This window comes from Kitasatospora sp. NPDC127111 (genome assembly GCF_042677465.1).
Classification (GTDB): Bacteria; Actinomycetota; Actinomycetes; order Streptomycetales; family Streptomycetaceae; genus Kitasatospora.
This window is the reverse complement of the sequence record NZ_JBHXTG010000064.1, coordinates 1-11,995: the sequence shown is the minus strand read 5'-3', so window position 1 is coordinate 11,995 and position 11,995 is coordinate 1. Positions and strand designations below refer to the sequence as shown.

Annotated in this window: 11 protein-coding genes; 8 read left to right on the top strand and 3 right to left on the bottom strand. The window is 76.1% G+C overall.

All coding sequences use genetic code 11. The features are described from left to right. The first annotated feature begins 86 nt into the window (after nt 1-86). Nucleotides 87-1,271: a glycoside hydrolase family 3 N-terminal domain-containing protein gene (locus ACFVHB_RS30400; RefSeq protein ID WP_380328629.1), complete on the top strand. Its 1,185-nt coding sequence runs from the start codon at nt 87-89 to the stop codon at nt 1,269-1,271. Nucleotides 1,272-1,557: 286 nt separating this feature from the next. On the opposite strand, the gene ACFVHB_RS30395 is transcribed toward ACFVHB_RS30400, so the two are convergent. Beyond that, nucleotides 1,558-2,301 (bottom strand): polysaccharide deacetylase family protein, encoded by a 744-nt coding sequence (locus tag ACFVHB_RS30395; RefSeq protein ID WP_380328627.1) that lies wholly within the window; start codon nt 2,299-2,301, stop codon nt 1,558-1,560. Between the two features lie 237 nt (nt 2,302-2,538). Here ACFVHB_RS30395 and ACFVHB_RS30390 point away from each other — a divergent pair, with 237 nt between their 5' ends. Further along, entirely contained in the window at nt 2,539-2,982 is a 444-nt protein-coding gene (locus ACFVHB_RS30390; RefSeq protein ID WP_380328625.1) for a hypothetical protein, read from the top strand. Between the two features lie 59 nt (nt 2,983-3,041). On the opposite strand, the gene ACFVHB_RS30385 is transcribed toward ACFVHB_RS30390, so the two are convergent. Beyond that, nucleotides 3,042-3,533, bottom strand: a complete 492-nt coding sequence (locus ACFVHB_RS30385; RefSeq protein ID WP_380328623.1) for a hypothetical protein — start codon at nt 3,531-3,533, stop codon at nt 3,042-3,044. 5 nt (nt 3,534-3,538) lie between these two features. On the opposite strand from ACFVHB_RS30385, the gene ACFVHB_RS30380 reads away from it, so the two are divergent. The 3 genes from ACFVHB_RS30380 to ACFVHB_RS30370 all read left to right on the top strand — a co-directional run bounded on the left by ACFVHB_RS30380 (nt 3,539) and on the right by ACFVHB_RS30370 (nt 4,510). Continuing rightward, a complete protein-coding gene (locus ACFVHB_RS30380) occupies nt 3,539-3,727 on the top strand; it encodes a hypothetical protein (protein ID WP_380328621.1) in 189 nt (62 codons plus the stop codon). Between the two features lie 196 nt (nt 3,728-3,923). Next, nucleotides 3,924-4,298: an ArsR/SmtB family transcription factor gene (locus ACFVHB_RS30375; RefSeq protein ID WP_380328619.1), complete on the top strand. Its 375-nt coding sequence runs from the start codon at nt 3,924-3,926 to the stop codon at nt 4,296-4,298. An 80-nt stretch (nt 4,299-4,378) separates the two neighbouring features. Beyond that, entirely contained in the window at nt 4,379-4,510 is a 132-nt protein-coding gene (locus tag ACFVHB_RS30370) for a DUF6126 family protein (protein WP_380328617.1), read from the top strand. Here ACFVHB_RS30370 and ACFVHB_RS30365 read toward each other — a convergent pair. After that, nucleotides 4,488-7,097, bottom strand: a complete 2,610-nt coding sequence (locus ACFVHB_RS30365; RefSeq protein ID WP_380328616.1) for a cytochrome P450 — start codon at nt 7,095-7,097, stop codon at nt 4,488-4,490. The genes ACFVHB_RS30370 and ACFVHB_RS30365 overlap by 23 nt on opposite strands. A gap of 429 nt (nt 7,098-7,526) precedes the next feature. On the opposite strand from ACFVHB_RS30365, the gene ACFVHB_RS30360 reads away from it, so the two are divergent. The 3 genes from ACFVHB_RS30360 (at nt 7,527) to ACFVHB_RS30350 (ending at nt 11,821) form a co-directional block, all read left to right on the top strand. Further along, nucleotides 7,527-8,303, top strand: coding sequence for a sigma 54 modulation/S30EA ribosomal C-terminal domain-containing protein (locus tag ACFVHB_RS30360; RefSeq protein ID WP_380328615.1), 777 nt, complete (start codon nt 7,527-7,529; stop codon nt 8,301-8,303). A 167-nt stretch (nt 8,304-8,470) separates the two neighbouring features. Then, entirely contained in the window at nt 8,471-8,905 is a 435-nt protein-coding gene (locus tag ACFVHB_RS30355) for a hypothetical protein (RefSeq protein ID WP_380328613.1), read from the top strand. A 753-nt stretch (nt 8,906-9,658) separates the two neighbouring features. Next, nucleotides 9,659-11,821 carry an RICIN domain-containing protein gene (locus tag ACFVHB_RS30350; RefSeq protein WP_380328612.1) on the top strand — a complete coding sequence of 721 codons (2,163 nt, stop codon included), beginning with the start codon at nt 9,659-9,661 and terminating at the stop codon, nt 11,819-11,821. Nucleotides 11,822-11,995: the final 174 nt, after the last annotated feature.

Here is an 11,995-nt window from a genome sequence, read left to right as displayed (position 1 = left end):
GCCGCCCCGCGAGCCCGAACCCGGTGCCCGGCCTGCCTTCCTGCCCGCCCGTTCCGCCCGTACCCGTTCCCCACCCGGGAGGCCCGATGCCGTCGCTCCGGCGGACCGTCCACGTCGCGGTGCTGACGCTGCTGCTGGCCGCCCTGACCCCGCCCGCGGACGGCACGGCGCGCGGGTCCCGCCGGCCGCCGCCCACCACGGAGAGGACGACGCCCATGCCGACCGAGGAATCCCGCCTGCTCGCCGGCCGGCGGATCGTCTACTCGTACCACGGCCCGACCCCGCCGTCCGGGCTGCTCCGGATCATCCGCGAGGGCCGCGCGGCCGGGGTCATCCTGTTCGGCGAGAACGTCACTCCGGCCGCCGAGTTCCACGACGCGGTCGAGAAGTTGCGGCAGGCCGCCGCCGAGGCGCCGGGCGGCCGTCCGCTGCTGCTGATGACCGACCAGGAGGGCGGCAAGGTCCGCCGGCTATCCGGCGAACCCGTCCTGTCCGCCCGCAGCACCGGGCTGGCGGCGCACCCGGTCACCGCCGCGGCCGGCTCCGGCGCCGGCGCGGGCCGCAACCTCGCCACGGCCGGCCTGAACACCAACCTCGCCCCGGTCCTCGACGTCTACGACACCCCCGACAACTTCATCGACCACGCCGAGCGCTCCTACAGCCAGGACCCCGCCGTGGTGGCCGAGTTGGGCGCCGCCTTCGTCACCGCCCAGCAGGGCCTCGGGGTCGCGGCCACCGCCAAGCACTTCCCCGGCCTCGGTGCCGCCGCCCGGGACCGGAACACCGACGAGGGCCCCGTCACCCTCGACGTCGGGCTGGACGAGCTCCGAGCCCGCGGCGAGGCCCCCTACCGCGCCGCCATCGCCGCCGGGGTGCGCCTGGTGATGACCTCCTGGGCCGTCTACCCCGCCCTCGACGCGGCCCACCCGGCCGGGTTCTCCCGCACCGTCGTCCAGGGCGAACTCCGCGACCGGCTCGGCTTCGACGGCGTCACCATCACCGACGCCCTCGAAGCCGGCGCCCTCGCCTCCTACGGCGACACGCCCGGCCGGGCCCTCGCCGCCGCCGAGGCCGGCATGGACCTGCTGCTCTGCTCGGCCCGCGACGTCGGCCAGGGCGAGGCCGCCGCGGACGCCCTCGCCACCGCCCTCGACTCGGGTGACCTCCCCCGCCCCGCCTTCCTGGAGGCCACCACCCGGATCGACTCCCTCCGCGACTCCCTCCGAGCCCCCCTCGACGCCTCCTTCGGCGCTTCCCCCAGCCGCCCCTAGACCGGGCCCGGTCGTCGGTGGCGGGGGAGTCCGGGGCATGGGTTTCTCCGGATCTTTCGTGGTGGCGCGGGCCGAGCGGCCGCTCAGCGAGTTGTCGGCCCTGCGGGCGGTCGACGCCCCGCCCTGCTGGTCGGCCCGCGACGGCGCCTGGCGGATCCTGCGGCTGGCCTCGCGCGCGGAGAGGCCGGCCTCCGGCCCGATCCGGCGGCCCTGCGGTCCGTGCTGGAGGCGGACTGCGACCCGCTCGCCGAGGACCTGGTCATCGACCTGGTCCACGCCCTGGGCTTCAGGTTCGACGCGGGGGAGAGCCCGCCCGGTCCTCGGTGAGCAGCTCGCGCAGGTCGAGGATGCGGTAGCCGCGGTCGCGGACGGCGTCGATGATCCTGGGCAGCGCCTCGGCGTCGAGGCAGCGACGGCCCGGGGTCTCGTCGGGCGTGCCGACGTGGAGCTGGAGGACGGCTCCCGGGGTGAGGGCGGCGAGGGCGCGGTCGACGGCCTTGGCGGCCGTCATGCCGGCTGCGGGGCCGAGGTAGCCGTTGGTGTCGGCGGTGAATTCGAGATCGGCGAAACCCAGGGCGTTGACCTCGGCGATCCGCTGCGGCGTGGTCTCGCTGTAGGGGAAGCGGAAGAACGGCAGCGGCTCGGCGCCGCCGGCCCCGCGGATCGCCGCGTCGGCGCGCAGCACCTCGGCGCGGGCCTGCGGGGCGGTCAGCCCGGTGAAGTGCGGGTGGCTGTACGAGTGGTTGCCGAGCCCGTGCCCGGCGTCGGCCATCGCCCGGACGGCGGCCGGGTGCTGCTCGGCGAACTGCCCGGTCGGGAAGAAGGTCGCCGGCGCGCCGCGGCCCCGCAACTCGGCGAGCACGGCGTCCAGGCCGGTCTCGTCCCAGGCGGCGTTGAAGGTGAGCGCCACGACCCGCTCCTCGGTGGGCAGCCGCCGGACCTCGCCCCCGAGCAGCACGGCGGGGGGCGCGGCCCCGGTCACGGCGAGGACGGCGACCAGGGCAGCGGCAACGGCCAGCAGACGCTTCACGACTCCCCAACGCAGCCGGCCGGTTGAGGTCACGCGGCGTGCGGCCGACCGGGACGGGCGCTGGGATCGAGCCAGCGAAGGCGGTTTCCGGTCTGTCTGACGGGTTGACGGCCGGATTGGCGGCGGGGCGTTCGAATCGTGTGCGAGGGTTGCGGCGTGCCACATGTGAAATGTCACATGGGGCACTTGTGAAGTGAAGTACCCGTGCAGTGATTTCCAGAGAGAATGGAGTATCGAATGAACCGACTCGCTCTGCTCGCCGCCGGCGTCGCCGGGGCGGCGACCCTGCTGGCCGTTCCGGCCGAAGCCGGCGCGGCCACCGCGGCCACCACCGTCACCTGCGGGGCCTCCGGGCTGCAGGCCGGGCTGTCGACCAAGGTGTGTGCCGAGATCACCGGCAACAGCGTCCAGTTCTACGGGCAGATCAGCCTGGCGGGCCCGCCGAGCCCGGGCACCACGCTGCCGACGCGCGAGCTGCTGACCGGGCTGTCGGGCCAGGTCGTGGGCGGTGCCTCGCTCGGCACGGTGAACGGGTACACGAGGTTCACGGCCAGCACGGTGCAGGTGCGGGGCGTCGGCGGCACGGTGCCGTGCGGCTCCACCGTTCACGGCAGCTTCAGTGTGGCCGAGTTCCCGTGGAGCCCGGTGCCGGTGACCGTGGACGTCGTGGTGCCGTGCTGACGTAGCGTCGGTCGATGAGCCGGGCCCGGGAGTTGGCGGACTCCCGGGCCCGGCGTCGTTCAGCCGGCGAAGGTCAGGCTGCCGGGGATCGCCGCGAACGCGGTGCGCAGCTCCTCGGCCAGGGCGGCCCGGCTCGGGCCCGCGCCGGGGTGCGGCGGATGGCCGTCGGCGAGGACCCAGGCGGACAGGGCGGCGTGGAAGGCGGCCACCAGCAGGTCCAGGGCCAGTCGGAGCCGCAGCTCCCGCGCGCCGGCGGGCAGGCCGAGCCGCCCGTGCAGGACCTCCTCGGCGGTCGCGATGGTGCGGTCGCAGAAGCGCAGGCCGTGGGCGTCCATCGACGGAGTGTCCACCGCGAGGCGCCGGCTCCGCAGGGTCCGCCGCGCCCAGGTGTCCGTTGGGCCCCCCGCCTCCGTCGTGCGCTCCTCCTCCGCCATGCGGTCGAGGGCCGTGAACAGGGCCTCCTGGAGTGCGGCGAGCACCGGCCGGCCGTCGAGCGGGACGGTCCGCGCCTCTGCGACGAAGGTGTTCCAGAGCGCCTCGGTCGGGGCCATCGCGGATGGTCACCTTCAACCTGCTGTACTGCACCGGCCTCGGGCCGGACCTCGGGTGGCTCGCCGGGGAGGTCGCCGCCGGCCGGCTGGACCCGCAGATCGCCTGGCGCGGCGGCTGGGACGCCGCCGCGGAGGCGGTCGACGCGCTGCTCGGCCGGAAGCTGCACGGGAAGGCGGTGCTCGACCTGCGCTGACGAGCCGCGCCGACCGGGTGGCCCGAGGGCGTGCGGGCGTGCGGGCGGGCCGGCGCGATGACGACTTGAAGAATTCTTCATTCGCAGGGGATGATGCTCTCCGGCCGCACCCGGCCACCCGGGTACCCCGCCCGCCGCGTGCCACCGGGCGCGGCCGGACACCCGAGCACAGCGAGCACCAGGAGGAGAGCGGACGATGCCCGTCCCGCTGTACCAGGCCAAGGCGGAGTTCTTCCGCACCCTCGGGCACCCGGTCCGGATCCGCGTCCTGGAACTGCTGCAGGACGGGCCGCGGCCGGTGCGCGAGCTGCTGGCCGAGATCGAGGTCGAGCCGTCGAACCTCTCCCAGCAGCTCGCGGTGCTGCGCCGCACCCAGCTGGTCACGGCCACCCGCGAGGGCAACACCGTGGTGTACGCGCTGAGCACGCCGGACGTCGCCGAGCTGCTGCGCGCCGCCCGGCGCATCCTCACCGAGCTGATCACCGACCAGGGCGCGCTGCTCACCGAGCTCCGCGCGCCCGGCGCCCGCGCCCTCACGGCCCCGGATCCCGGGCGCTCGACCGGGGAATGAGCACCCGGCGGCGGGACCGGCACGGGCCCGCCGCCCGGGAGACAGACGGCAGTACCGCCCGACCGAAGGAGAACCCGGCCATGGCCGACGGCAACAGCGACGAGCAGAGCAGGCGCAGGGCCATGCTCATCCGCGCGGGCATCTACATCTTCGCCACGCACCTCTTCGCGGGCTTCGTCATCCTGCTGTTCACCCTCGGGGGTCGGCACTGAGCCGCGCGGAACGCGGCTGACCGCCACCGGTCCGGTCGGCGCCGAGGTACCGGCGGGTGGTGCTGGTCCAGATCTGGACGCCCTCGACCAGCTCCCGGGTGCCGTCGAGGTACCAGCGGCCGGCCGGGTGGCGGAGCAGCAGGCCCCGCCGCAGGGTGTCGCCCTCCTCCCGCAGGCGCGCGATCCGGGCGCGGACGGCCGCCGTGGCCTGGGCGCGGGTGCAGCCGCGGACGCGCTGCAGGGTCAGCACCGTGTTGAAGGCGGCGGCGGCCTGGCGCTCCTCCCGGTCCAGTGAGTAGAGGTCGTTGATCAGCGTCGCGGCGTCGGCGGTGTGTGCGCGCAGCCGGTGCAGCGCGGGCTCGGCGTGCAACCGGGCCGGGGCGTCGGCGCCGTGGACCCGCTCCAGTATGTTCATGAACGGGTAGAGGCAGCTGGCGTGGCGGCGGAGCCGCACGGTCTCGGGGAGGCCGGGGAAGGTGCGGCCGGCCCGGTGGGCGGACTCGGCGAGGAAGGTCTGCAGGCAGGCCCGCCACTCGGCGGCGCTCCGCTCGCGCCAGGCGGGCGACATGCCGTCGCACTGCCGCTGCCACAGCTCCCGCCAGGAACGCAGCAGCGCCGTGTCGCCCGGCGCGGGCGGCGGGGCGTCCCCGGCCAGGACGGCGAGCAGCGGGTGGACGACGGCGCGGGCCTCGGCGGGGTGACGGCCGGGCGGGCCGTCGAAGCGGTCGTCGAGGATGGTGAACCAGCCGAGGACGTCGACCAGCAGGCCGAGTTCGGCGTCCCGCGCCCGGGGGTAGGCGTGGCCGATCAGCTCGGGGAGCCCGTACGCCTGGTAGCGCGGCAGGGCGGTGGGGGTGAGCAGGCCGTGTCGCAGCGCCCAGTCGGCGTGCCGGGCGGTGGCGCCGCGCAGTTCGCCGGGGAGGCGGCGGGCGACGGTCCCCGGGGGCTGCGGCGCCGGCCCGGCGGCCGGATGCGCGGGAGGGGACGCGGGCGGGGCGGGCCGGGGGACGGTGGCCGTCCGGGTTCTCGCGGTGGTGGTGGCCGTCCGCGGGGCGGCGGCGGCGCCCGGTCGGCCGCCGTCGCGCGGGGTGAGCCGGACGCGCAGGCCCTGGGCCTGGACGGTGGTCCAGACGACCTCACGGGCCCGGGCGCCCGGGACGGCGGTCGGCCGCCACCGGCGCAGGACGGCGGCGGCGGCCACGGTCAGCTCCGCCCAGGCGAACGCCTCGCCGATGCACTTGTGCTTGCCCGCCCCGAAGGGCAGGAACGCCTGCCGCCCGGCGCTCGCCGCGCCGCCGCCCTCGCGCCAGCGGTCCGGGTGGAAGCGCAGCGGGTCCGGGTGGAGCAGCGGGTCGCGGTGCAGTGCGGTGAGGCTGTAGAGCAGCTCGGTGCCGGCCGGGATCCGGTACGGGCCGAGCTCGACCGGCACGCGCGCGGTCCGCATCAGGAAGGCGTTCGGCGCGTGCAGCCGGACCACTTCCTGGGTGACGCGGCGCGTGTACGTGAGCCGGGCGAGCGCCTCGGGGGTGGGAACGGTGCCCGCCGGGAGGTGCTCGTCCAGTTCCGCGAGGACGCGGGCTTCCACCCGGGGGTGCCGCAGCAGTTCGTCGATCAGCCAGGTGAGGGTGGTGGAGACGGTCTCGGTGCCCGCGCCGAACATGGTGATCGCCTCGGAGCGCACGTCCGCCTCGGTGAGCGGCCGGCCGGTGGCGGGGTCGGTCGCGGCGCGCAGCAGCTTGGGCAGCGTGCGGTCCCGGCCGGCCGGCGGGCCGGCCGCGGCGGCGCCACCGAACGGACAGCCACCCGACGGCGCCCCGCCCGTGGCCGGACCCGTGGCCGGACCCGTGGCCGGACCCGTGGCCGGACCGCCCGGCCGGGGGGCTCCGTTGACGGCCTGGTCGACCACCCGGTTCAGCACCCGCACGGCGGCGTCGAAGCGCCGGTTGACCGGCAGCGGCAGCCGGGCGAACGCCGGGTGCGGGTACAGCGACTGGACGATCTGCCCCTTCACCATGTCGGGCAGCGCCCGGTGGAAGGCGAGCGTGGCCTCCTCGCTCAGCCGCGCGTCGAACAGCGCGCGGGTGACGATCTCCAGCGCGAGGTGGTTCATCTCCTTGGCGACGTCGAGGACCTGGCCCGGCCGCCACCGTCCGGCCCGTTCCTCGGCGACCTGGTGCATCACCGCGAGGTACTCGGCCATCCGGTCCGCGCCGAAGGCGGGCTGGACGATCCGGCGGCGGTCCCGGTGCGCCTGGCCCTCGGACATCAGCAGCCCGTCGCCGAACGCCGTCCTGAGGGTGTCCTGGACGGCGCCGCGCGGACAGTCGTGGGCGAGCGCCACCAGCAGGGTGTGGACCAGGTGGGCGTCGGTGACCACGCAGACGGTGCGCGGCCCGAGCCGGATCCGCACCACGCCGCCGTGACGGGCGAGCGAGCCGAGGAAGCCCAGCGGGTCGCGCAGCAGGGCGGGGGCGTGGCCGAGGCCGGGGAGGGCGCCGGGCGCGAGCGGGGGAGTGGTCGTGGGAGCCGGCCGTCGGGCGCCTCTGGGGGGAGCGATCGTTCTGCGGAGCTCGGTCGTCAGGGACATGACATCACCTCTCACCAGTTGGACCGGCGCGGCGGGACCGCCGGAGCCGCCGCCGCGACAGGCGGAATCCGAGGGCCCCGACCAGCGCGTACCCCCGCGCGCGCCACAGGCAGCGGGGGCGCACGCCATAGCAAACGCGCCCGTTCGGCGAGCGTTGCGTCGGATGTCCGGGGATCACTCCATCGGCGGATCCCGCCGTCACCGGCCCGGCGTGCCGGGCGCGATGGGCGGACCGGCCGGCCGGAATGTGCTACACGCGCGCGTCCGTCCTCGGCCTCCCGCCTGCCGGGCGGCAGCACCTGGGCCGTTCCGGGCTGGGCGGACGGCCGACGCCGGGTCGGGCGTCGTCGCCGCGGCGGCAGGGTCTTTCGGCCCTCGGCCGGAGGGCCCGCGCGGGTCCAGCATGGTCCGGAACCGAGGAGGACCCTGATGACCCGTCTGCGCCACCGCCCCGCCCCCGACGTCCGGGTGGAGATCCGCGGTGAGCTGTCCCGTGAGGCCGCCGAGTACGCGCGGGCCCAGGCGCGGGACGTCTTCGCGACGCTCGGCCCGGGCACGCACGCGGCCCGGATCCGGCTCACCCGGCTCCGCGGTCGGGCGGTCAGCCGACCGGTCGTGGCGCAGGCCTCGGCGGAGCCGGACGGCGTCGGCCCGGTCCGGGTCCAACTGGCCGCCGCGACCGCGCACGAGGCGGTGGACGTCGTGCTCGGCACCCTCGCCGGCCGGGCCGCGCGGCTGCGCGAGCAGGGGGACATCGGGCTCGCCGCGGTGTACGAGAGCTCCTACCGCCCGCAGTACGTCCCCCGGCCGCTGGCGGAGCGGCGGATCGTCCGCCGGAAGACGGTCGTGCCCGCCCGCCGCACCCCCGACCAGGCCGCCCGCGACCTGCTCGCCCTGGACCACGGCTTCCACCTCTTCGTCGACGCGCTCACCGGCCAGGACAGCCTGGTCCACCGCCGGCCGGGCGGCGGGCTCCGGCTGGTCCGCGCGCACTCCGCCGCGCGGCTCGGCGGCTCCGACCTCCCGCTGACCGAGAGCCCGCACCCCGCCCCCCGCCTCGACGGGTCCGAGGCCGCCCGCCGACTCTGGCTCACCTGCTGGCCGTTCGTCTTCCACACCGATCCCGACGACGGCCGGGGCCGGGTCCTCTACCGCCGCTACGACGGCCACTACGGCTCGATCGCGCCGGTCGCGGAGGCCTTCTGACGGGCAGCAGAGGGGTAGGACACCGGGCAGGAGAACGGGCAGGAGACCCGGGCAGGAGGACGGGCGCGACCCGGACGACGGGTGCAGAGCACGGCCACACGACGACGCGACGACGCGACGACGCCACACGACGGGCACGCCCCGAGCGGAAGACGGGAACTGGGACCATGGACTGCGAAGACGTCATGCTGACCGTCCGGATCACCGCGGCCGAGCGGGCGCTGCTGCGCGAACTGGCGCGCGGCCACGGCAGCGACGTGTCGGAGGTGGCGGCGGACGGCCTGCTCGACGTCATCCCGGCCCTGTCCGGTGACGCCGCCGTGCGCCGACTGCTGCGCGTCCTGGCCCGGCCGGCGCCCTGCGCCGTCACGTTCTGGCTGCCGGCCCCCGTGGCGGACCTCCTGCCGCTGCTCGGCGAGCGGGTCGCCCGGGCCGGCGGGCTGCGGGCCTGCCCGGCGAGTGCCGCGCTCGCCGCCGCCCTGCGGCTCTGGCTGGCGGGCGACCCGGCTCGGCTGGCCGCCTCCCTCGCGACCCTGCACGCCCCCGGCACCCGTCGGAGCCCCGTCGCACCGTCCATCCCCGCGCTGCGCGCGGCGGCCTGACCGGGCGACAGGGGACGTAGGGCCCGTCCGGACGCCGGGCGTGCCCGCCGTGACCGGCGTCACCGGTGTGGCCGACGTGGCCGGCGCGGCGCGGTCCGGGTGACGCCGGTTCGGCCGGCGGCCGGAGCGGCCGTGCGGGGTGTCCCCAATGGCATGTCCCGGGCGGGAATTCGGCTGGTCAGAGCTCTGGTCACGGCCTCCCGGCAGGTCTAGCATTCCGGTCACGGCAGCCGGATCCCGAACCCCCGGGAGCAGCCGGCCAGGTGGCCGACGCCACCCTGCCGGGGAGCGCGTACCCCCCGAGCGCGCTCCCCGGCACCGCCGCCCACGGCGCCCCTCCCCTCCGGTGCCCACTGCCGCCTTTGGTGCCCACTGCCGCCCGGTGCTCGCTCCCGCCCGGAGGACCGCCGCCGACGCGCCGTCACCCCACCGCGGTCCGCGCCACGATCAGTGCTGCGATCAGCGCCGTCATCCCCTCCGTACCCCGCCGTGACCCCGCCCCGGCGCAGCCCGCGCGGACCCCGCCTGTCCCGCTTCCGGGCGCCGCAAACCCGTCTGAACGAATTTCGAAAGATGTTTCTGTTATCGCCCCCCGCCCCCTGCGCTCTCCAAGGTGTCGGAGGCCCGATCGCCACATCAGGTGGCACGGGCCGTCACACCGAGGACAGGAGAGTGAGCGCGATGGGACACCGGGGTTCGGAACACCGGCGCACGCGGCGCAAGAAGTCAGGGCGTCGGAAGGCGCTTCTGGCAGTGGCGGTCGCGGCCGGGTTGCTCGCGGGCGTGCTGGGCATCCAGACCGCGCTGGATCCGGCCGCCGACCGCAGCGGCACCACGGCGGCGGCGGGAGGTTCGGCCGACCGGGCGGAGGCGGGCACGGTCGGACTGGTCGTCGACGACGCCGGGGAGACCGGCACGGCCGAGGGCGGCACCAAGCCGCCCGCGCCGAAGCGGGACCAGAAGGCCGCGCCGATCAAGGAGATACCCAAGGACCAGCCCGACCGCGGCCTGGTCTACGCCGGTCTGACCCTGCCGACGGGCGACCGCTGCTCCGGTTCGCTGGAGGTCCCGGGCGGCGAGCTCTGCAGCCACGGCCCGGACGCGCCGCCGAAGGACGTGGACATCCGCAAGGACGTCGCGCCGGTGGCCGCCGCGGCCGCCGCCCCGCCGCTGACGCCGCCCGCCGACGCCCAGCCGCCCGCCGCCGCCGACCTGTTGAAGGGTGCGCCGGTCCTGGACGCGGGCCAGAAGGCCCTGCTGGGTGACTCCGGCGCTGCCGCCGCGGGCGCCTCGGCGCCGCAGCAGACGCCCGCCGCCGGCGGGTCCGCGGTGGTCTGCGAGGGTGACGGCAGCGCCGGCAACCGGGTCCAGGTGGTGTACGTCCACGGCCCAGGCAACGACCGCTTCGCCCAGTACCTGGCCTCCTTCAAGAAGTGGGCCGCGGACGTCGACGTCATCTACAACGCCAGCGCCCAGGAGACCGGCGGCGTCCGGCACGTCCGGTTCGTCACCGAGTCCGACTGCACCGCCTCGGTGCTGAACGTGCAGGTCTCGGACTCCGAGCTCCAGGACTTCAACGCGACGAACCGCGCGATCGCCGCGCAGGGGTTCAACCGCAAGGACCGCAAGTACATGATGTTCACCGACGCCAAGGTGTACTGCGGCATCGGCACCTTCGCGGGTGACGAGCGTCCGGGCCAGGACAACATGAGCAACTTCGGCCCCTCCTACGGCCGGACCGACTCCGGTTGCTGGGGCGGCCACACCGCGGCGCACGAACTCGGCCACAACCTCGGCGCGGTGAGCAACAGCGCGCCGAACTCCAGCAAGGGCGGCCACTGCGTCGACGAGTGGGACCTGATGTGCTACTCGGACACCCCGTACTACCCGCAGATGAAGACCGTCTGCCCTGACAACAACAGCGACATGCGGCTCGACTGCCGCCACGACGACTACTACAGCACCTCGCCCGCGGCCGGCAGCTACCTGGCCACGCACTGGAACGTCGCCAACAACCGGTTCCTGATCGCCGGCAACGGCACCGGCCCGAACCCCAGCCCGACGCCGACCGCGACGTCCACGCCGACCCGCACCGCGTCGCCGTCCCCGACCGGCACCACCACCCCGAGCCCGACCGGCACGCCGTCGCCCACCGGTACTCCGTCGCCGACCGGGACGCCGACCAAGACCGGCTCGCCCAGCCCGACCGCCTCGCCCACCGGCGGCAACACCGGCCCGGACATGACGGTCAGCCAGGTCACCCAGAACTCGGCCGTGCTGAGCTGGCCCGCCGTCCAGGGTGCCGCCGGCTACGACGTGCTGCTGAACGGCCAGGCCATCGGCACCGTCCGCGCCACCGTGGTCGGCCTGGTCCGGCTCGCCCCCGGCACCTCGTACACCGTGGCCGTCGCCGTGCGTGACGCCGCGGGCGCCGTCTCCAAGCCCGGCCGCGCGGTGACCTTCAAGACCACGGCCGACGGCGGCCAGCCGCAGCCCGGCAGCCGCTACACCATGGTCAACGGGCTCACGGGCCAGGCCGCCGACCTGTGGGGCAGCTCGATGAACGACGGCACCGTCGCCATCGCCTACCAGCGCACCGGCTACGCCAACCAGAAGTGGACCTTCGAGGACGCCGGCTCCGGCGCCGTCCGGATCAAGTCCGCCCGCTCCGACAAGTGCCTCCAGCTGGGCGGCAACGCGGTGGCCGGCCAGTACCTCGCCCAGCAGCCCTGCTCCGGCGCGGCCGCCCAGAAGTGGCGGCTCACCCCGTCGGGCGGCGGGTTCACCCTGAGCGCCGACGGCTCGGACCTGGTGCTCGGCGTCAGCAACCGCTGGTACTACGGCGGCTGGCTGCTGGAGCTGCAGAAGGCCAACGGCCAGGCCTACCAGTCCTGGACGCTGCAGAAGACCTCCTGACGCACTGATCAGCCGGCCGGCCGACGCGCCGGCCGGCTGACGAACGCCCCTGCCACTCCCACCGGGTGGGGGGGGCGCCCGCGGGGCCCCGCCGCGGGGGCCCCCCCCCGCGCCCCCCCCCCCCCCCCCCCCCCCCCCCGCGCCCCCCCCCCCCCCCCCCCCCGCCCCCCCCCC